Source organism: gamma proteobacterium SS-5 (genome assembly GCA_009497875.2).
In the GTDB taxonomy this organism is placed as follows: domain Bacteria; phylum Pseudomonadota; class Gammaproteobacteria; order Chromatiales; family Chromatiaceae; genus Magnetovirga; species Magnetovirga frankeli.
The window spans coordinates 1,766,448-1,789,353 of the sequence record CP032508.2 but is presented as its reverse complement, the minus strand read 5'-3'; the positions used below and the strand labels follow the sequence as shown (position 1 = coordinate 1,789,353).

The following is a 22,906-nucleotide window of genomic DNA, read 5'->3' as shown; positions in this document are numbered from 1 at the left end:
GCTGGTCATTTTTCACCGCATCCATAGGCTAGGCCCAGTGGGAGCGGGCTTGCCCGCGATTCAAAAAAACGCCGCAGGGCTCATTCCTTCAAACTTCTCACTTTTCAAGCGCCCTTCGCGGCCAAGGCCGCTCCTACACCCCTGGGCTGGCCGATGGGAACGAGCTTGTCCACGACTCCAGCCACTTGCCGATCGAGGTGAGACAAGCGCCCTTCGCGGCCAAGGCCGCTCCTACACCCCTGGGCTGGCCGATGGGAACGGGCTTGTCCACGACTCCAGCCACTTGCCGATCGAGGTGAGACAAGTGGGTTCGGGACTCGGGAGTTGCCACAGATGTGTCACAGTCATTGCGTTTTCTCTGCATGCCCTGTGGCCCCCTGGCTAAATGCTGTTTTTAGGTTCCTGGGCTATTCAGCCTGTGTCTGCTGCGCCGCGGTGGCGGCGAATTGGCCATAAAAGGCCAGCCATTGCTCGATGGTCTGCCGATTCAGGATATCGGTATCGTATTCCATCGCCAATTGTATCTGCCCCCTTTCTTCGACAAAGTAGAGCAGCAGATCGTACTTGGCGGTGCTGCTATCGACCAGCCGCGCCAGTTCCCGGCCCAGCTCGTCTGCTGCATCCTCATCCATCGGCGGCGGGCGCAGCGGCAGGCCGCCATCGCCCCCCTGATCCAGGGCCTCGAAGCGCTGGTACTCGAACACCACGTTGATCAGCGGCTCGCGGTTGGCCTGACGCCGTGGGGCAAGATCACGCACCAGCTGATCAAAGGGATAGTCTCGCCGGTCCAGGGCCTCGACCAGGGTTTGATGGACCTGTCCAATCAGGGCCTCCAGGCCGGTGTCATCGTCCAGATCCAGGCGAATCGGCAGTACATTGACAAAGAACCCGATCAGGCCCTCCACCTCGGCCCGGTCGCGCCCGGCCACGCCCATGCCCAATACCATCTGCCGCTGACGGCTCAGGCGGTAGAGCAAGGCGGCAAACAGGGCCATGCCGACCGCCGACAGGGGCACCCGCTGGCGCACGGCCAGGGCCTCCAGCCCGGCACTGACCTGGGTCGGCAGTGACAGCCTACAGATATCGCCGCGAAAGGATTTGACCTCGCTCAAAGGGCGGTCCAGCGGCAGGGCGATGCGCCCTGGCGCGCCGGCCAGGCGGGCACGCCAGAAATCGGCCTGCTGCGACCAGTCCTGGCGTCGCTGCCAGAGCGCAAAGTCTTTATAGCTGATAGGCAGGGGCGGCAGGGCTGAGCGCTGACCGCTGGCCGCCGCCTGATACAGGGCACCCAGCTCACGCACCAGGATCCGCGACGACCAGCCGTCGCCGACGATGTGGTGCAGCACCAGCAGCAGCAGCGCGTCCTCATCGCTCAGGCGTATGATGCGACCGCGCACCAGGCTCGGTCCGGCCAGGTCGAAGGGCGTCGCCATTTCCCAGCGGGCCAGGCGCAGCGCCTCGCTGGCGGCATCGGCCCGCTGGCGCAGGTCCACCTCTTGCAGGGGCGGCATGAGCGGCCCGCTCACCCGCTGCACGACGCTGCCCTGGCGCTGCTCAAAGCCACTGCGCAGGGTTTCGTGGCGCTCCACCAGCCAATACAGGGCCTGCTCCAGCGCGGCGCTGTCCAGACTGGCCGTACAGCGCAAGGCAAACAGCATGTTGTAGGCGGCCGAGCCCGCATCCAGGTTATGCATCAGGAACAGCCGCTGCTGGGCATGGCTGACGGGGTAAAACTCGGCCGGGGCCACCGGCGGGATGGCGCGTTTGTCCTGCCCGGCGCTGTCGCCCGCGGCAAGATGCCGGGCCAGGCCGGCGATGGTCGGATCGGCAAAGAAGTCGGTCATGCTGATGCGCACCCCGCAGCGCTGTTCCAGGGCATTCACCACCCGTATCGCCTGCAGGCTGTGGCCACCCAGTTCCAGAAAGCCGATCTGTCGATCCCGCACCGGGTAGCCAAAGACCTGACCGAAGACCTCGGCCACCAACTGCTCTTCGCGGCCAAGGTCCAGGCCCTCCTCCGCGCCGGTATCGCGCAGCGGCTTCAGCCCGGCCAGCTCATCGAGCAGGCGGCGGCGATCGGCCTTGCCGTTGGCATCCACCGGCACCTCGCGCAGCAGATACCAGACCGACGGCAGCATGGGGCTGGGCAGCCGCTGGGCCAGCCAGTGGCGCAGCTCGGTCGGCCCCGGCAGGTCCCCCGCGGCGGGCTTCAGGCAGGCGATGATACGCCCCTCGCCGGCCTCGGTCTGGTACAGGGCCACCGCCCGATCGAGCACGGGATGGCGGCCCAGCGCCTGCTCGATCTCATCCAGTTCGATACGCACGCCGCGCAGCTTGATCTGGCCATCGCGCCGACCGCCAAACTCCAGCCTGCCCTGTTCGTCCCAACGGCCCAAATCGCCGCTGCGATACAGGCGTTGGCCAGGCCGCTCGGGGTCAGGGATGAATGCCGCCTCGGTCGGCCCCGGCAGCTGCCAGTAGCCCTCGGCAAGGCCGACCCCGCCGAGGTGGATCTCACCCCAGACGCCAATCGGCAGACGCCGTCCCTGTGCATCGAGCACCTGCGCCAGGCTGTTGACGATGGGCCGCCCGATGGGGATGACGCCGCGCTCCAGATCGTCCAGGCGGATCGGCCAGCTGGTGCTGAAGCTGGTGTTTTCGGTCGGCCCATAGACATTGATGAAGGTCACATCGGGACAGGCCTCCATGGCCCGGCGTACATGGCTTGGGCTGATCGCCTCGCCACCCACCAGGACCGCGCCCAGCCCCTGGAAACTCGCCGGGTCGTACTCCACCTGGCGGTTGAACAGGCTGACGGTGAGAAACAGACAGTTGATCTGAAACCGCTCAAGGCAGGCATGCAGCGCGGCGGGGTCGAGAATCTCCTCGCGGCTGGCGATGCAGACCCGGCCGCCGTTGAGCAATGGCCCCCAGAGCTCGAAGGTGGCCGCATCGAACGCCAGGGGTCCGGCCTGCAACAGGCGCGTATCCGCCGCCAGGGGGACATAATCGGCACCCAGCACCAGGCGCAGCACCGCCCGCTGGGGCACCAACACCCCCTTGGGCCGACCGGTGGATCCCGAGGTGTACATCAGATAGGCAATGGCCTGCCCCCAATCCTGGACCTCGACCTGGGGCGGCATCTCCCGCTGCCGCCGGGCAAGCCCCTCGGCGGCGAGGATGCGCCAGCCCGAGGGGGCAGCCAGGGCCTCGCGCCCGGCGGCATCGGCCACCACCAGCAGGCAGCGGGCATCCTCGATGATCAGGCGGTTGCGTTGCGGCGGATAGGCGGGGTCCAGCGGGACATAGGTGGCCCCCAGGGCGACCGTGCCCAGGATCAGCGCCAGGGCATCGGCATCGCGCCGGACATGCAGGCCAACCCGATCGGCCGGACCAACCCCTGCCTCCCGCAGGGCCTGGGCCACGCCGTTGGCGCGATGGGCAAGGGCCTGGTAGCTCAGGGCAGTGGTCCCGTCCTCCACGGCAATCGCCTCCGGCCGTGCCGCGACCTGGTCGAGAAAATGCCCGTACAGGCCCCGATCAAGTGCCAAGGGCGGCTCTGGGCCGCGTTCAAAGGCCTGGATACGGGCCGCCTCATCGGCATCGAACAGGGGCAACCGAGCAACGCTGAGGTCCAGATCCGCCTCGATCAGGGCCTGCAGCAGGGCGGTGAAGCCGCGTCCGAGCCGCTCGATGCGGGAGCGGTCGAACAGGTCGGCATAGTATTCCAGCGCTATCTCCATACCGCCGGGCAGATCCCGCACGAAGATGGATAGGTCATTCTTGCACGAGGTACGCGTCAGACTGCGCAGGGGGAATGTCCCTGGCGTGCCCTCGGCCTCGGCAAAATTCATGTAGGACAGGGACACCTCTTGTAACAGCGGTCGCTCAGGGGAGGCGGGCAGGGCCAGCTCTTCAAGCAGCCGGGCCAGCCCATAGGCCCGATGGCGCAGGGCCTCGGCATGGGTGGCGTGGACGCGCTGCAACAGGCGCGCAAAGGGCTCATCGGCCTGCAACCGCACCCGCAGCGGCAACAGGGACACCATCATGCCCGCCATGTCGCGCAGCTCGGCCCGGTCGCGGCTGTCCACCGGCACGGCGATGACGATGTCATCACGAGCGCTGATGCGGTTGATCAGGGCAATCCAGGCCGCCAGCACCAGGGAAAACGGCGTCGCCCCATGGGACTTGGCCAGGCCGCGCAGGCCCTGCACCGTCTCCGCCGCAAGGCGGAAGGAGAGGGTATCGCCACGCCAGGTGTTCACCGGCGGACGCTGCCGGTCGGCGGGCAGGTCCAGCAGCGGCAGATCGCCCGAGAAGCGCTCCAACCAGTAGGCGCGGTCCCGCTCCAGGCCCTCGCCCTCATGGCCCTGCTGCCAGCAGACATAGTCCTTGAGTTGCAGGGCCAGGGGCGGGAGTGTCTGACCGGCATAGAGGGCGGCCAGATCCCGGGACAGCAATTCCAGGCTATAGCCATCGGCAAGGGCATGATGGATATCAAAAAACAGATAATGCCGCCCGGCTCCGAGAAGGATGTACTCGAAGCGCAGCGGCGCGCCGGCCTCCAGGTCGAAGGGCCGGACCCGCGCCGCGCAGGCGGCACCAAGGTCCTCGGCATCGGTCAGATCGAGCAGCGGCAAACGGATCGCCCTGGCCGGTTCGATCCGCATCTGCCACTGGCCGTCGGTGGCGACAAAGCGCGTGCGCAGGATCTCATGCCGGGCCTGCAAGGCCGTCAGGGCCGCCTCGAGCTCGGCCCGATCGACCCCCGCAGGCAGTTCAAACAGGGAGGCCAGGTTGTACGCGGTACCCACATCCCCGGCGGACTCGGCCCGCAGCACGCTCAGCTGTTCCCAGGCGACCGGATAGACATCCCTGGACAGGGCCGGGGCCAGCTCTGGAACCCGCTCTGGAGCCAGTGCCGGAGCCAATGCCGGGGCCTGCGCCAAATCAGGCCCCAGCCCCTTGCCCGCCGTCTCAGCTGGCGTCTTGCCCCGGATGTGGGCGGCCAGCCTGGCCAGGCTGGCATGGGCAAACAGGTCGGACAGGCTGATGGCATGGCCCAGATCGCGGATGATCTGATCGACGATCTGCATACCGGAAATGGAATCGCCGCCAAGGCTGTAAAAATCCACGTCCTCATCGATCTGTTCATAGCCCAACACGCGCTGCCAGATCGCCGCCAGGGCCTGTTCCAGATTGAGGCCTGCCGGGGGAGGCTGGGCCGCTGGCGTTGCCTCTGATCCCGATTCAGCGTCCGGTTCCGTGCCCGATTCCGTGCCCGATTCTGGCCGGGGTTCCGCTGCGGGCCTGGGCTGCGGCGCTGCCGCCACCGGGGCGGCGACCTCCGGCCCCCGAATCACTACCTGAGGGGCGTCCACCCTCAGGGCCCTATGCCAGGCATCGAGGGCCTGGCCTGGGTCTATGCCGCCCGCACTCAGACTGCCCCGAGTGGCGCGTGCCGCCATGCCAAGCTCGCTCAGGGCGCACCAATCGAGGCACTGGGTCGGCCGTCCCTGGGCCCGACGCCAGGTGGCGAAGCCGGCCAGCCAGGCATTGGCGGCGGTATAGGCGATCTGCCCCGGCGCGCCGACCAGGGCGGTGATCGAGCCGAACAGGACGAAGGCCTGGATCGGGTCCTGCCGGGTGAGCCGATCCAGCTGGCGGGCACCCTCGATCTTGGGTGCCAATATCTGGCTCAGCTCCGCCGAACTGCGCTGCGCCAGGAAACCGCCATCGGCCAGGCCTGCGGCATGTACCACGGCGGTGATCGGCCCCAGCTCGGCCCGGATATCGTCCAGGCAGGCCGCCAGTGCCGCGCCATCGGTCACATCGCAGGCATAAAGGCGCAGCCTCAGCCCGGCCTCGCGCAACTCGTGCAGGCGCTGCGCACGGCGTTCCGACTCGGCATCGTCACCGCTGACGCCACCGCTGCGGCCAAGCAGGGCCAGCGACAGCCTGCCTTGGGCCGCCATTGCCTCGGCCAAAGTCAGGGCAAGCCCCCCCAGGCCACCGGATACCAGGCAGCAACCCGTCTCCGGCCATGCCGTGCTATCCGTCTCCAGGGCCGGTTGCAGGATGCGTTCCATGCGCTCGCCCCCGCGCCACAGGGCCAGGGCCGGCCGCTCATCACCGGCCGGGTCAGCGCCCACCGGGTGAGCAGCGGGTTCGAGATCAAACCGATCGAACTCCCTGACCAGCGCCTCGACCTGGGTTCCGGCATCGAGATCGATAAAGCGGCAGTCCAGCAGCGGCTCTTCCTGCCCTGCCGACAGGCACAGGCCGGCCAGCAGGCTGGCCTGGGGGTCGATCTCGACCCTGGACGCCGTCTCCGCAAAGGCCTGCTGCGCAACCAACAGCAGGCGCAGCCTCGATGAGATGCCGAGCATGAGTTCACGCAGCAGGCCGGTGGTCCAGGCGAAGGGGGCCGCGCCACAGTCCGGGGCCAGAATGACATCCCTGCCGCCGACTTTTGCATAGCCCAGGATATCGGCCGCGCTATTGGCCTCCAGGGCCAGCAAACCGAGCGCCTCCAGCTCGTCGCGCAGACGCGCCCACAGGGGGCCGCCGCCGACCAGGGCCAGGGGACGCGGCGCGGCACCCGCCGGCAGAGGTGCCGCGACCCAGGCCGGGATCCAGAGGGATGCCTTGCGCGCCGCCCCGAGACGGCTGAAACGCAGGCCATGAAAGGCCAGACAGGGCCGACCCGTATCGGCCTCGACCAGACTGACATCGACCAGCAGGTCATCGCCCGCATAGCCGCGCCGGGTCACCAGGGCCAAGACCTCCGGCGGCAGCGGGCTGGCATCAAGCAGCAGCGCGTCACAGGCGCTGGGCACGCGCCCGGCGTAATCCAGGGCCAGGCTGGCGGCCACATCCAGCAGGGCGGGATCGAGGGCAAATGACCGTCCCCCGGCCGCCTCGGCAGTATCATTCGGCCGCCGCAACAGGGCCAGTTTCTCCGCGCCATTGGCCGCCACGTGCAGTTCTACTAAACAATCCCAGCGGGCGGAGACCCGCACCCCCTGCTGCTCGGCCTGAAACGCCGCCAGCTGCATATTGTGTGGGCATCTGGCCCGCGCCGCGGCCAGGTCCAGCGCCGCCATCGGCTCGCCGCCGCGCAGCCGCGCCTGGGCAAATGGCGTCCAATGCTCCCCCGCCACGGCCCGCTTGAGGCCGGCCAATTCCGCCTGCCAGGCCCCGTGCCCCTGGCGCAACCTCAGGCTGAGGCTGCCCGCCACCAGCTCATCGGCGCGTACCGGCCGCAGCCAGCGCAGATCGGTAAGCTGGATCGGCCCCTGGATGCCGACCTGGCGCGCCGCCTCTGCCAACAGCCCAGGCAAGGCCATGCCGACCAGGGTTGGCCGCCCCTCCAGTTGATGCTCCGCCATGGGCCAGAAGTCCGCCCCCTGCACCTCACAGGCGAAGCCGAAGCCGTCACTCAGGCGCACCCCGGCCCCCAGCCAGGGGCGTGCCCCGCCCCCTGCCGCTGGCGCAAAATCGGGATGGCAGGGCCTGCGACTGAAGGGCGCGGGGGGCAGGTGCAGCCGTCGCGCCGGGGCTGCCGTGCTCGGCCAGATCAAATCGGCACCCGCCAGATAGGCCGCGCGCATCCGCGCAGCCTCCGCCGCATCCCTGGCGACGGCCCGGGCCGGTTCAGGGCTGCCTGCACCGGCCCCGCGCCGGGCCAGCAGGCTGAATGCCTGGTTATCGGCCTGACCGGAGGCCCTTATCTGGCCTGTCAGATCGGCCAGGTCGCGGACGCAGAATGCAATCCTGCAGGCCAGATGCTGACGCCCTACCGCCAGGGTATGGGCCAGATCGGCCAGGCTCAGATCGGCCTGCTCCAGCCGCTTGGCAAGGGCCTCGACATAGCGCCGCAGGGCGGTCTCATCGGCGGCGGACAGGCCGACGACATAATGGGCGGGCGGCGCATTGCCCTCGCTGCACCGGCCTTCCGGCACCGGGGCCGCCTCCAGGATCAGATGGCAATTGATGCCGCTCAGGCCAAAGGAGCTGACCCCGGCCCGCCGGGGCCCGCCCCGATCCGCCAGGGGCGAGGCCGTCTGCGCCACCCGCACCGGGGCGCGCTGAAAGTCGATGGCCGGATTGGGCGCGGTGAAGAAGGGTTGCGGCGGTGCCCGGTCATGGCGCAGGCAGAGCACCGCCTTGGCCAGACTCAGGGCCCCGGCGGCGGCGTCGAGATGGCCGTAGTTGCCCTTGGCCGAGCCGACGAAGGCGAAGCCGGTTGCCTGGGTATCCTCGGCAAAGGCGCGGCTCAGGCCATCGATCTCGATCGGGTCACCCAGGGCCGTCCCAGTGCCGTGGGCCTCGACGTAGGACAGGCTGTCGAGGGAAACCCCGGCCTGCTTGGCGGCGGCGCGGATCACCTCGGCCTGGGCCAGGGGATTGGGTGCCGCCGGGCCGCTGGAGGCACCATCCTGGTTTACCGCGCTGCCCCGGATCAGGGCATGTATGGCATCGCCGTCCCGCAGGGCCTGGTTCAGAGGCTTGAGCAAAAAGACGATTACCCCCTCGCCCATGCCGGTTCCGTCGGCCCCCTCGGCAAAGGCCCGGGTGCGGGCGGTGGAGGAATCTATGGTCAATTGCCGGGCCGCATCGGGCGGCAGCGCATAGGCCTTGGCGGCACCGGCCAGGGCCAATTCACAGGTCCCCTCGGCGAGGGCGCGGCAGGCCTGGTGCACCGCCACCAGGGCGGAGGAACAGGCGGTGTCCAGCAGCATCGCCGGTCCGCGCCAGTCGTGCAGGAAGGCGCAGCGGGTGGCGATGTTGGACGGTACATTGAGGGCGAAGATCTGCTCCAGACGCTGCGGCAGCAGCCGCCCAAGGGCCTCGCGATAGAGGGGCGAAGCCGAGCCGCCGACAAACACCCCCAAGTGCCGATGATCGAGCGCCGCGCCACCGTAACCGGCATCCTCCAGCGCCGCCGTTGCGCATTCCAGGAACAGACGCTGTTCGGGATCGATCAGGCTGGCATCCATGGGGGCCATGCGAAAGCGGCCGGGATCAAAGCCGAAGATATCCTCCAGATAGGCCGCCTGGCGAAACTCGGCCACCTCGCGCCCCAGCACGGCCGCCAGACCGGCGGCATCGGCGGCACGCCCGGTCGGCAGGGGCCTGACCCGATCGGCCCCTTGCTCCAGCTCCTGCCAGAAGGTATCAGTATCCTCGAAATCCGCCAGGCGAAGGGCCATGCCGATGATGGCGACCGGGCCCTGGTCTGGACTCTGGGCCGCCTGGGCCGCCGTTGATTCGCCGCCGAGTGCCTGAATACGCCGCGCCTGGGCCGCCACCGTGGCGTGGGCAAACAGATCAGCGATACTGAACACCCCCGGCCATTCGTCCTGCAGACGCTCATGCAGGCGGATCAGCATCAGGGAGTTGCCGCCCACCTCCATGAAGCCCTGCTCCGGGGTGAAGCGGGCAGCGGGCAGGATCTCCCGCCAGATGGCCAGCAGGCGCCGCTGGACTGGACTCGAAGCCGGGTCGCCAGCGGCGTCGGTATCGGCAATGGCGTCGGCGTCGGCCTCCAGGGACTGGCCGACAAGGGCCTTGCGATCCAGCTTGCCGCTCGAGGTCAGGGGCAGCTCGCGCAGACGCAGATAACGCGCCGGCAGCATGTATTCCGGCAGCCGTTCGCGGGCATGGGTGCGCAACGCGGCGCTTGACAGCCCCGCTGCCCCATCGGCCTCCGAGGTCAGTAGATAGGCGTGCAGCTCGGTGAAGCCGCCCGCTTCGGCGGGCACCACCAGCGCCCGTTCGACCCAGGGGTGGCCCTCCAGGGCCTGTTCGATCTCGTCGCATTCGATGCGATAACCGCGCACCTTGACCTGATGGTCGATGCGGCCCAGATAGTCGATCCTGCCATCGGCCAGCCAGCGGCCCAGATCACCGCTGCGATAGAGCCGCTCGCCGGGCAGCAGGGGGTCGGCGACAAAGCGCTGCTCGGTCAGGGCCGCCTGCTGGAGATAACCGCGCGCCAGCTGGATGCCGCCGATGTGGATCTCGCCGCTGACGCCGATTGGCACCGGCTGGCCTGAGGGGTCGAGGATGCGGATGCGGGTGTTGGCGATGGGCCTGCCGATGGGCACCCGGGCACCCCCCGGCCAGGGTGAGCAGGGCTGCCAGGTGACATCCACCGTGGCCTCGGTGGGGCCGTAGAGATTGTGCAGTTCACAGCCGAAGGGGACGTGCAGCAGGCGGTTGAAGCGCTCCACCAGGCGCGCATCCAGGGCCTCGCCGCTGGCGAAGACATAACGCAGCCGACGCAACCTGGCGGGGTCCGCGCGACCGTCCTCCAGACAGCTGAGGAACACATCCAGCATGGAGGGCACGAAATGCGCCAGGGTCACCCCAAAGCGCTCGATGGCGTCAACCAGGGCAACCGGGTCCCGCTCCGCCCCCGGCTTGGGCAGGGCGACGGCAGCACCGGTCCAGGACCACCAGAACAGCTCCCACACCGATACATCGAAGGTCACCGGCGTCTTGTGCAGGATCACATCATCGCGCCCCAGGGGAAAGGTTTGCTGCATCCAGAGGATGCGGTTGAGCACGCTGCGGTGCTCTATGCCGACGCCCTTGGGCCGACCGGTGGAACCCGAGGTGAAGAGGACATAGGCCAGGGCCCCAGGCTCGCTTGCCCGGCACTGGGGCGGCCCTTTGGCCGGGGCCAGTCCATCCAGGGCAATCGGCGCGCGCCCTGGGAACAGCTCGGCCAGGGCCGCCAGGCTGAGGATCGGCGGATTGCCCAGATCATCCAGCATCTGGGCGCGACGCCGCTCCGGGTGGTCGGGGTCGATGGGCGCATAGACCGCCCCGGCCATGAGGATGCCATGGATGGCGGCCAGCAATTCCACCCCGCGCCGGGCGCAAACCGCCACCAGGCCGCCGGGCTCGACGCCCATGGCATGCAGGCGCTCGGCCACCGCCGCCGCGCGTTGGGCGAAATCGGCATAGCTGAGGGTCTCCCCCTCGGTCAGCACGGCCCTTGCCTCGGGGCTGGCCCTGAGCTGCTGCAAAAAGGGCTCGGGCAGGCTGCGGCTCAGGTCGAAATCGACCGCCGTGGCATTGAAGCCCTGGGTCACCAGGCGATATTCCTCAGCCCCCATCAGGCTCAGCCCGGCCACCGCTTGGGCCGGGTCGGCCAGGGCCTGTTGCGCCAGCCTGAACAGCCAGCCCATCAGCCGGTCGATGGCGGGCCGGTCGAACAGGTCCGTGCTGTATTCCAGGGTCACCTGGATCTCGCCGCCCTGGGTCTGACCACTCTGGTACTGACCACCCTGGCGCTGAAAATAAAAGGCCAGATCAAACTTGGCGAAGGGAAAGGGCAGATCGACAAAACGCGCCTCGACCCCTGGCAGGTCCAGGGGCTCTGGGGTTGCATCCTGCCAACTGGCAAGTACGTCAAACAGGGGATTGCGGCTGTTGTCGCGGGGCACGCCCAGGCCATCGACCAGGGCCTCGAACGGGCAGTTCTGATCCTCCAGGGCCGCCATGCAGCCCACCCGCGCCGCCTGCAGCCAGGCCGCATAGCCCTGGCTGGGGTCAACCACCTGGCGCAGCACCAGGGTATTGACAAAAAAGCCCACCAGATCATTGAGTTCCAGCTGATCACGACCAGCGGCCAGGGTGCCCAGGGCGATGTCGGTCTGGCCGCTGAGGCGATGAAACAGGACCTGCAGCAGGGCAAGCAGGGCCATGAACAGGGAGGCCTCATGGCGCTCGGCAATAGCCTGTAACTGGCCTGTCAGCTGGGCGCTGAAGGCATAGGTTGCAAACTCCCCGCGAAAGCGCTTCTGCGCCGGACGCCTATGCTCTGTCGGCAAGGCCAAGGGCTCGGGCAAGGGCTCAAGGCGGGCGCGCCAGCGCGCCAGCAGGGCCTGGCCGTCGGCGCTAGCGAGAAAGGTCCGCTGCCATTCGGCAAAGTCCTCGTAGTTGCGCTCCAGCCGGGGCAATGGCGGCGGGGTCGCGCCCGTCTCGCGCCGGTACAGGGCGGCAAGGTCGCGCAGCAGGATCGGCATGGACCAGCCGTCGCAGGCGAGATGGTGTAGCACCAGGATCAGCCGCCAGCGCCGCGCCCCCAGTTGCAGCAGACGCAGCCGCATCGGCCCCTCGCGCAGCAGATCAAACGGGCGTCTGACCTCCTCGGCCAGCAGACGCTCGGCCTCGGCCATGGCATCGGCCGCCGCCGATAGGTCTTCCTCTACCAGCCTCAGCCCACCGGCATCGACCAGGCGCTGACGCAGGCCCATGGGGTCATCGGCCGCCGGGATCAGGCGCAGGCGCAGGGCATGTTGCCGTTCCTCCAGGGCGATCAGGGCGCGGCCCAGGGCCGCCACATCCAGCGGCCCTTCCAGGTCCATGGCCGCGGGGACATTGTAGGCGGGTGAATCCGGGTAGAGCCGCTGCATCACCCAGAGACGCGCCTGGCCGCTGGAGAGGGCGAAGTCGGGGCCTGTGGCCTTGGGTATGGACCGGCGCTGGGGGGCGGCCTGCTCGATCAGACGGGCAATGGCGGATACCTTGCCGGCGCTGAAGATATCGCCAATCGCCGGGCGCGTCCCCGTCTCCTGCTCGATCAGGCTGGACAGGCGCATGGCCAGCAGGCTGTGGCCGCCCAAACGCAAGAAATCGGACTCGGCATCGATGGCAGCGCCCTGGAACAGCTCGGCAAACAGCCGCGCCACCAGGCGCTCGGCATCGCTGCCGGGCGGCCGGGCCGGGCGCTCTGCCTGCGGCGTTCCGATCTGGCGGGCCAGGGCGCGGCGATCCTTCTTGCCGCTGCGGGTGAGTGGGATCTGCGCCACCTGGACGAAGCGGTCCGGGAGCATGAAGTCGGCCAGCATCCCGCCAAGTTGGGCACGCCAACGCGCCTCCGTTGCCTGCTCCACGGCCTGCTCGGCCACCAAACAGGCCAGCAACAGGCGGCCATCGCCCTCGCCCAGGGTCAGCACCGCCGCGTCGCGCACGCCATCCAGCCGGGTCAGGGCCCTCTCCACCGCCTCGGTCTCGACCCGGTGGCCACGGACCTTGACCTGGCCGTCCCGGCGGCCACCGAATTCCAGCACCCCATCCTCGCGCCAGCGGGCCAGATCGCCACTGCGGTAGATGCGTTCATGGGGCGGCCAGGGCAGCCGACCGAAGGCCTTGGCGGTCAGATCGTCGCGCCCGGCATAGCCGATGGCCAGCCCATCACCGGCGCAACAGAGTTCGCCCCAGACCCCTACGGGCGCGGGCTGATCGGCGGCATCCAGGACATAGACCCGGCTGTTGGCCACCGGCCGACCTATGGGCAGGGCCAGGGCGTCCGCCTCACTGCGCCGAATCCTGTGGGTGCTGGTGAAGGTGGTATTTTCGGTGGGGCCATAGCCGTTGATCAGGCGCAATTCGGGGCAGGCATCCAGCACCCGCCGCACATGGGCCGGGCTGAGCACCTCACCCCCGGTGAGCAGGCTGCGCAGGGGGCGCAGGGCCTCGGGTTGTTCGTCGGCAATCCGGTTGAACAGGCTGGCGGTCAACCACATGACGGTGATGCCCTGGTCGATCAAACACTGCCGCAGGCGCTTGGGGTTGAGCAGGGTTTCCTGATCGAGGATCACCAGGCAGGCACCCGCCAGCAGGGGTGCCCAGATCTCCAGGGTGGCGGCGTCAAAACCCAGCGGGGCGGCCTGGGCCATGGCATCCTCCTGGCCCAAAGACAGAAAATCGGCATTGCAACAGAGACGCGCCACCGCCCGATGGGGTACCACCACGCCCTTGGGTTCACCGCTGGAACCCGAGGTAAACAGCACATAGGCGGCATCCCCGCCCTGCCGATCCACCTCGGGCGCGGGGCTGTCGGCATCCAGCAGCCGCGCCAGCTCCAGGCAGGTCAGGGATTCTCCGGCCAGGCGCTGGCGGTTTGCGTCATCGACGATCACCCGGCGCACGCCGCTGTTTTCAAGCAAGGGCCCGAGCAGGCTGGACGGCAGGCCGGGGTCCAACGGCAGATAGACGCCGCCGGCCTTGATCACGCCCAGCAGGGTGAGCACGGCCTGTATGCCCGGTTCCAGGGCCAGCCCAAGCACCTCGCCGGGCACCACCCCCTGGGCCGCCAAGGCCCCCGCCAGACCGTCGCTGAGCCGATCCAGCTCGGCGTAGCTGAGGCTCTCTTCCCCGGCCACCAGCGCCCTGGCCTCGGCCCGGCTGGCGGCGGCCTGGCGAAACAGACTGGCCAGGGAGGCATCCCGTGGATAGGGGCGGTGGCCGGGGTTGAAGCCATCGATCAGCCGTACCCGCTCCGCCTCGCCCAGCAGATGCAGGCGCATCAGCCCGGCCCTGGGACGCGCGGCGGCATCCCGCAGCAGCCTCTCCAGGTGCCCGGCCATGCGAGCAACGCGCTCCTTGCAATAGAGATTTTGGTCGTATTCTATGCCCAGTATCTTCCCGCCATCCGGGCTGGATATCAGACTCAACATGAGGGGGAACTTGCCCACTGCGGCCAGGCCTTGCAGGTCGGGACAGAGGCGTTGCAGCTCATCGTCCGGGTCCAGGGTGACCACGGCATCGAACCGGGCCGCGCTGGTGCCCATGCCATCGCCACAGCGCAGGTGGTCAAGGGGCAGGTCCTGGTGATCCATCACCTGAAGCAATTCGGCCATTGCGTGCCTCAGCAGGCCATGGAAATCCAGCGCCCCGCTCACTTGGGTACGGATCGGCAGGACATTGACGAAACAGCCAATCTGGGCCTGGCTGGCGCTATGGGTACGGCCGGAAAAGGGTACGCCGAGGGCGACCGGGCCGCCGCCGCTCTTGTAGCGGCTGAGCAGCAGACTCACCGCCGCCAGCCAGACGGCCATGGGCGTGGCCTGCTGACCGACCGAGAGCTGGGTCAGGGCGGCGCAGGTTTCAGGGTCGAGCGGATGCAGGTAACGGCGACCCTCGCCCGTGCCCGGATCCGCCTCGTCGGCATCCGTCGGCAAGGGCTCCCAGTCGGCGTGATCCATGCGCGGCGACCAGAATGCCCGCAGGGCCTCCCAGCGCTCGCCCTGCAGGGCCGCGCGGCGCTGCTCCGCCAGGGCGCTCAGGGGCAGAGGCAAGGGCGGCAGCGCCGCTGCCTGGCCCGCCTGCAGCGCCTCGATCCGGGTCAGCAGTTCATGCTTGAACAGGCGCGTCGATTCGCCGTCGATGATCAGGTGGTCGGCCACCAACAGCAGCAACAGGTCTGCCGCGCCAAGGCGGCAGTAGTGCAGCCGCGTCAGCGGTCCGGCGCTCAGATCGAAGGGACGCAAGGATTCGCTGCGGACCAGCTCCTGGAATGCGCCACCGGGGTTCGCCTCGGTAGAGAAGTCATGCACGCGCAACAGCGGCGTGGCGCTGGCCAGGGGCTGCTGATAGAGCTGGCCCGCGCGCTCGAAGAAGACGCTGCGCAGACAGACATGGCGCTCGGCGACCTGGGCCAGGGCCTGCTCCACCAGGGCGCTGCCGGTCTGCGGCGGCAGGCGCATGGAGCCGATGACGGAGTAGGTGCTGTCACTGGCCCGGTCGCGGCGGGCGACCCAGATGGTCTCCTGGGATGGGAAGGCGGCAAAGGCCGCCTCCTGGGGCGCAGGCCCTGCATCCTGCTCTCCCAACAGGCGCAATAATTCCGGCTTGGCCAGGCGCACCCGCTGCTTGAGCGCCTGACTGAACACGCCGGGCGGGGCCTCGAAGCCCAGATTGCCATCCTCCACCCAGAGGCGGATCCCCAGGCTGCGCAACTCGTTCAGCAGGCCCTCGGCCGCGACTGTACTCATAAGGTTCCCGTCTCAAATTCAGAATGGTCCGACGCCTGCCTCTGGTTCTCCAGGGCGTGCGCCAATTGCGCCGGGCTGCCGGACTCCAGCACCAACTCCAGCGGGATACTGAACCCCAGTGTCTCACCCAACAGCGCTGCCAGGCGCAGCGCCAGCAGGGAGTCACCGCCCTGGGCGTAAAAATCCGCATCGAGATCCACAGAGGCAACGCCGAACACCTGCTGCCAGACGGCAACAACCTGATCCTGCACGGACGCCCCCTCAAGGGGTGTACTGGTGGCCACAGGGGCGGCCGCCCTGGGCGGGCGCAGGTCCTGGGCCTGGATCCAGACGCGCTGCCGCTGGAAGGGGTAGCCCGGCAGCGCCACCCGGCGGCGTGGCCGATCGCCATTCAGGCGCTGCCAGTCCGGCTCTATCCCGCCTACCCAGAGGCGGGCGACGACATCGAGCAGGGCCTCGCGGCCGCAATCCGGCGTCGGCTGGGTCGCCAGGCAGGCCTCCGCGGCCATGCCGTTGGCCCGAGCCAGGCGCGACAGGGTCAGACCGGGACCGACCTCGATCAGCACCCGCCCCGGCTCGGCCTTGAGGGCGGCCAGATTATCGGCAAAGCGCACCCCGCCGCGCAGATGACGGCACCAATAATCCGGGTCTTTGGCCTGTCCCTCCTCGATCCAACTACCGCTGAGATTGGAGGTGAAGGGGATCTTCGGCGCGGCCAGTGGGTATTGCGCCAGGACATCGGCAAAGGGTGCCAGAATCGGCTCCATCAGCGGGCTATGGAAGGCGTGGGGCTGGGGCATGCGCCGGGTTGGCCGACCTGCCTCCTGCGCCAGCCGCTCCAGCCGGTCGATGGCCGCAGGGGTGCCTGCCGCAACGCATTGGCGCGGGGCGTTGACGGCGGCCAGGACGGGCCGGTCGGTCCCCTCGCCGGCCGCCTCTAGCAGGGCAAGGGCCTCCTCCTCGGCCAGCGAGAGCGCCAGCATGGCGCCGGCCGGGGCCGAGGCCATCAGCCGCCCGCGCTCGCAGACCAGGGCCAGACCACGGGCAAAATCCATCACCCCGGACACACAGGCCGCCACGTATTCCCCCAGGCTGTGCCCGGCCAGGGCGCTCGGCACTATACCCCAGGCCTGCAACTGCCTGGCCAGGGCGTATTCGATAACGAACAGGGCGGGCTGCGCCCTGTCCGTCGCCGTCAACCGGGCCAGGGCGGTCTTATCGGCGGGATCGCCCAGCAGCAGATCGGGCACATCGGCGGCTCCGCTCCCCGCCAGTATATCCCGCGCCTCGTCCAGGATGGCGCGAAACAGGGGCTCCTCCGCGTAGAGCGCGCGCCCCATGCCCGGCACCTGGCTGCCCTGGCCGGGAAACACAAAGGCCGGCGCCAGCTCGCTGGCCTGACTGTCCCCCTCGATCGTACCTTCACCCCTGGCGGCCTCCGCCAGCCGGGCCAGGGCCTGCTCCAGGTCGCGGGCGACCAGGGCGCGGCGGTAGCGCAAACGCCGCCGCCCCCGTTGCAGACTGTAGGCGGCATCGGCCAGGCCGGGTGCCCCGGCCCCGCCCAGACAGCGACCCAGGGACTCGCATAGCGGTCCCAGGGCCTCCCGGCTGGCGGCCGACAGGGGCAGCAGTTGCGCCTGTGCGTCTCCCGCCGCCGCTGCCGTCTCGCCCCGCTCGGGTGCCTGTTCGACAATCAGGTGCGCATTGCTGCCGCCAACGCCAAAGCTGCTGACCCCAGCCCGCCGAGGCCCCTGCCGGAGCGGCCAGGGCTCGGCCTGGGTATTGACCCGGAACGGGCCCTCGGCAAAGGGGATGCGCGGGTTGCCCTGGGTGAAGTGGCAGGTCGGCGGCACCCTCCCCTCGCGCACGGCCAGGACCGCCTTGACCAGGCCGATTACCCCGGCCGCGGCGTCCAGGTGGCCGATATTGCCCTTCACCGAACCCAGCAGGACCGAGCCCCGCTCCCCTGCCCCATAGGCCTGGTTCAGGGCCGCCACCTCGATCGGGTCACCCAAGGCGGTTGCCGTGCCGTGGCCCTCGACAAAACCGATGGATTCGGCAGCGACCCCGGCATCGGCCAGGGCGGCCCGCAGGCAGGCCACCTGGCCATCCAGACCTGGGGCGGTGAAGGCGGCCTTGGCGCTGCCGTCGTTGTTCAGGCCTATGCCGCGAATGATGGCATGGATGCAGTCGCCATCGGCCAGGGCATCGGTCAGGCGCTTGAGCACCAGCATGGCACCGCCACTTCCGCCCAGGGTGCCATCGGCGGCGGCATCGAAGGGCCGACAGCGGCCGCTGGCCGAACCTATGCCGCCCTGGGCATAGCTGTAGCCACCGGCCAGGTTCATGCCCAGGGATAGGGCACCGGCCAGGGCGGCGCGACAGCGGCCGGCGCGAAGGCTCTCCGCCGCCTGGGCCACCGCCACCAGGCCCGATGAACAGGCGCTGGAGATGGCCATTGCCGGACCGCCAAGGCCCAGCTTGTAGGCCAGCCGGGTGGCGGCATGATCGGCGGAGTTGCCCAACAGCGCGGCATAGCGCTGCAGGCCGACCGGCTCCAGCCGTACCGCCAGAAGGTCCACCAGATAGCTGGGGAAGCCCAGGCCGACAAAGGCCCCGACCGGTCCTTGCGCGGCCGGGTCGCAGGCGGCATCCTCCAGGGCGTGCAGGGCCAGTTCGAGCAACAATCGCTGCTGCGGATCGATCAGCGCCGCCTCGCCGGGGCTATAGCCGAAGGCCGCCGGATCGAATTGCTCGATGCCATGGATACGGCCATGGGCACTGATGAACCGGGGATCTTGCAGCAGCCCTGGGTCCAGACCGGCCAGCCGCAGGGCGGCCGCATCGACCTGGCCTACGCTATCGACGCCATCCAGCAGATTGCGCCAGAATTGTGCGACATCCTCGGCCCCAGGCACGCGCAGGGCCAGCCCGACGATGGCCAGCTCGGCATCCGCCCCGCTGGCCTGTCGGCCCACCCTTGGGGCCAGACAGACCGATCTGTCCGCCTCGGCTTTGCCCGGATCAGGGGCCAGTTCTGGAGCCAGCTCCGGGACCAGATCAGAGACTGGCTCGGCGGCCAGCTGGGCGGCCAATTGGGCGATGCTGGGATAGCGGAACACCTCCACCGCCGAGACCTCGCGCCCGGCCAGGGCGGACAGCCGAGGCAGGGCGGCGAGCACCAGCAGCGAGTGGACGCCGGTCTCGAACAGATTGGCGTCCACGGCCGGGGCCTCGGCATCCAGCAACTCGGCCCAGATGGCGGCGATGGCTCGCTGCAACGCCCTGCGCCGGGCCGATCCAGATGCAGGGAATGAAGGCGCAGGGGATCTCGGGCCAGGCGTCGGCCTGTCCCTGGCCTGGTCGGCAAGCCCCCGGCGGTCCAGCTTGCCGGAGGGCAGTAAGGGCAGGGCCTGATGCATGACATAGGTCTGGGGTACGGCGGCCGCGCTCAGCTCCCGCTTCAGGGCGGCCTTCAGGGCCTGTGCAGATACCTGGCCGACGACATGGGCAATCAGGCGGCCACCGTAGGGGTTCGACTCGAACAGCACCACGCCATCCTCGACCCCCGGCTGGCGCTTGATCACGGCCTCCACATGGGCCAGCTCAACACGCTGACCGCGCAGCTTGACCTGCTCATCCCTACGGCCGCGAAACAGCACCACGCCATCGGCCCGCCAGAGCCCCAGATCGCCGCTGCGATAGAGGCGCGCCCCCGGCGGCCCGTAGGGATCGGGGATAAACCGCTCTGCCGTCTCCGCTGCCCGGTTCAGATAGCCCTGGGCCAGGCCTGCCCCGCCGATGTAGATCTCACCCGGCACGCCGAAGGGCAGCCGACGCAGACGCTCATCGAGGATGCGCAGGACCATCCCCGGCAGGGGCCGGCCTATGGGGATTTCCGCTTCCGTCTCGCGGCCCGGCACACCGCCTGGCAGGGGCCATCCCGTGGCCTCTATGGTGGCCTCGGTCGGACCATACATATTCCAGATGGTGGCGGGGTTGAGCAGCGCCTGGGCGCGGGCCAGCAGATCGGCGCTCAGGCGTTCGCCGCCGAGCACCAGACGGCGCAGACGCAGGCCCTCGGGGATGCCGTCGGCGGACAACAGGACAGACAGCAGTGAGGGCACGGGGGGGTTGAAATGGGTCACCCCCTGGCGTTTCAGTTCACGCCAAAAGGCCGGGCCATCAAGCAGCAACTGACGCTCCGGCAGCCACAGGCTGGAGCCCGTGCACAGGGGCAACAGCACCTGCTCCAGCCAGGGGTCAAAGCCCAGTGCCGCGCTGACGCAGCTGCATTCATCGGCCTCGCCCAGGCCGAACTCGCGCGCCATGCTGTCCATTCTGCCGGCCAGTGCCCTGGCGCTCAGGCCAACGGGTTTGGGCCTGCCGCTGGAACCTGAGGTATGCAGCAGACAGATCAGCCGATCGTCCAGCAAGCGCCGCCTGCCCCCCTGCCCCCCACCCAGCGCCCCCCATAACGCCCCAGGGTCACCCGACAGGGCCTCGCCGCGTAGCGCCCTGGCATCGAGTTCGATCAGGCACAGGTCCGCCCCTTGCGCCACCATAGCCCGCGTGCTGGCCTCTACCAGCAGCAGACGGCAGCCCAGGTCGCCGATCATGCCCTGTAGTTGGGCCGGGGGTTGTTGCGGATCGAGCTGCAACGAGGCGCCGCCGGCCAGCAGGATGCCGAGAAAGCCCGCCACCACCTCGATGGACGGATGGAGACAGAGCCCGACCGGCTCTTCTGGCCGAATACCGGCTTCGCGCAGCCTGGCCGCCACCGCCGCCGCCATCTGCGCCAGCTCCGCGTAGCTGGCGCTCTGCTGCCGCGCACTCAGGGCCCTGGCCTGGGGATTGCGCTGGACATGGGCCTGTATCCGATCCAGCACATGGACCACCTCGCCCAGGGCCGGACCCTGCTCCGCGTCCCTGATCCGCGCGGCCTGCCCGTCACCCATCAGCGGCAGCCCGGCCGGGTCACCCTGGGCATCCCGACATAGGGCCTGCAGCAGGGCCTCAAAGCCCTCCGCCCGATAGGCCATGGCCGCCGCGTCATGGACAGCGGGGTTGTACCACCAGCAGAACCTGGCCTCTGCCCCCGGCGGATAGCCTTGATAACCGCTGACCACCAGCATCAGGTCCTCTACCGGCCCTACGCCAAGGACCAGGGGCAGGTTGGCCTCAAGGCCCGCAAAGGGCTGGGAGCTGGGATAATCCAGTACATTGAAGGTGGCCACGCCCGCCCCGGTTCCTGACCCGGTTCCTGCCCCAATTCCTGCCCAGGGGTCCAGGCCTGCCGCACGCATCAGGCCGCCGCCCAGACGCATGTGCCGCAGATCGCTGCGCAGCTGCCGACCTACCGCCTGGGACAGGGCGATGAAGGAGTGGTGTTCATCGAGGGAGATACCGAAGGGCAGCACATTGACGAAGTGGCCCAGGGTGGCGCGCTCGGCCCGCCCGCGCCGATTCACCAGGGGCAAGGCGCAGGCCGGTCGGAAGGTGCCGGCGTGACGCCCCAGAAACAGCAGATAGGCCGCCAGCAACACAGCATAGAAGGTCACCCCGGCCTGGGCCGAGATCTGCTTGACCCCGGCGATCAGCTCGGGCCGCACTGGCCGCCTGAGCATGTGCGGCGGCATGGACGCTGATGGGCCGCCGGCCCCTGCGCCAAAGCGGGCGGGCCTATGGCCCTGGGCCAGACGCTCGCGCCAGTAGGCCAGGTCCAGCCCATGGGCCCGGCTTGCGGGATAGGCCGCATCCGCAGCAATGAACGCGCGGTAATCGCCCAAGCCGCTGGGCGCGGGTTCAACCCCGCGCAGCCTGGCGTTGTACAGCGCGGCAGTGCGGCTGGCGTGCAGCCTGCCGCTAAAGCCATCCAACACCAGGTGGTGATAGAGCCTGACCCACCAGTGGCGCTCCGGCCCGAGACGGATGATCCTGTCCCGGCTCAAACCACCCCGTTCCAGGTCGAATGGCCGGGCCTTGAGCGCCTCGATTTCTCGCCAGGCGCAGGCCTCGCGCTGCGCCTCATCGGCATAGCCGACGCTCAGGTCCACCACGGCCACATCCGCCTGTGCCACGCCCAGGGACTGTACCGGCACCCCTTGCTGTACGCCAAAGCGCAGATGCAGGCTATCGGCCTCGGTCAGGCTCTGGACTATGGCCTCGATCATCACCGGTACATCGAGCTGGCCCCTCAGTTCCACCAGCTCGCAGAGGTTGTAGGCGCTGGCATCCCGCCCGGTCTGGATATCGAGCCAGATACTCATCTGGGGCGAGGACAGGGGCATAGACCCCTGTCCCTGACCACCAGGTTCTCCGAGCAGGCCCCTTTGTTTCGACGGCATGGCTTCAGACATCCCTTAGCCCAGAGCGCGCAGCAGCTTGAACAGCTTGCGTGCCGAGGCCGGGGGCTTGCCCTGGGCCTGTTCGCGCTGGGCATTGCGCATCAGCTGGCGCACTAGCTGGCGGTCCGCCTGGGGGTATTCGCGCAACAGTTCGGTCAGAGCGGCATCGCCCTCCTGTAGCAGGCGGTCGCGCCATTGCTCCAGCCGGTGGAACTGGCGCGTGTTGGTGGCGTGACGGGCGTCGATCTCGGCGATGAACTGCTCCGCCGCGTTGATGTCTTCCTGGCTCAACAGGCGGGCCAGGTAGCGCAGATGACGACGGCGGGCATTGGCCACCTTCAGCCGCCGCCCTTCTGCCAGGGCCTGCATCAGCTTGTCTGAGAAGCGCAGGGGCAACAACCGCTCCGGGCCTTGTTCCAGCAGGCGCTCGGCCAGGTCTTGCAGGGACTGCATCTCCCGCTTCAGGGCGCTCTTGTTGGGGCGCTCGGCATAGACCCGCTCGGCCCCTTCATCCGCCTCTTCATCACCATCGGCACCGGCTGCGGCACCGGGCTGAACCCAGATGACCTCCATTTCGCCCTCGTCATCCCCTTCCTCCCGGTCCTCGTCGGGCATTTCCTCGGCTTCATGATCGTCTCCATAAGGATCTTCATCCCCGAACCCGTCCAGGCCCTCCAGGAGCTCGTCCTCGTCCCAGTCTTCATCCCCGTCTTCATCCCAGGCTGCGTTCGATGTTTGATCAATGGGCTGCCGTTTCATGTTTCC

At 68.9% G+C, this 22,906-nt stretch carries 3 protein-coding genes; all 3 read right to left on the bottom strand.

Annotation, left to right across the window (positions count from 1 at the left end):
- Nucleotides 1–407: 407 nt before the first annotated feature.
- The gene (locus D5125_13520; protein ID QFY90417.1) at nt 408–15,794 is read right to left on the bottom strand and encodes an amino acid adenylation domain-containing protein; all 15,387 of its coding nucleotides are present in this window, start codon (nt 15,792–15,794) and stop codon (nt 408–410) included.
- Nucleotides 15,791–22,084: an amino acid adenylation domain-containing protein gene (locus D5125_13515; GenBank protein ID QFY90416.2), complete on the bottom strand. Its 6,294-nt coding sequence runs from the start codon at nt 22,082–22,084 to the stop codon at nt 15,791–15,793. The genes D5125_13520 and D5125_13515 overlap by 4 nt, the downstream gene beginning before the upstream one ends.
- 72 nt (nt 22,085–22,156) lie before the next feature.
- Nucleotides 22,157–22,900: a DUF615 domain-containing protein gene (locus D5125_13510; GenBank protein QFY90415.1), complete on the bottom strand. Its 744-nt coding sequence runs from the start codon at nt 22,898–22,900 to the stop codon at nt 22,157–22,159.
- Between the last annotated feature and the right edge of the window lie 6 nt (nt 22,901–22,906).

Bases quoted from the DNA above. Each gene is read 5' to 3' on its own strand.
- D5125_13510 (QFY90415.1), bottom strand. From the start codon at position 22,900: ATGAAACGGCAGCCCATTGATCAAACATCGAACGCAGCCTGGGATGAA.
- D5125_13515 (QFY90416.2), bottom strand. From the start codon at position 22,084: ATGCCCCTGTCCTCGCCCCAGATGAGTATCTGGCTCGATATCCAGACC.
- D5125_13520 (QFY90417.1), bottom strand. From the start codon at position 15,794: ATGAGTACAGTCGCGGCCGAGGGCCTGCTGAACGAGTTGCGCAGCCTG.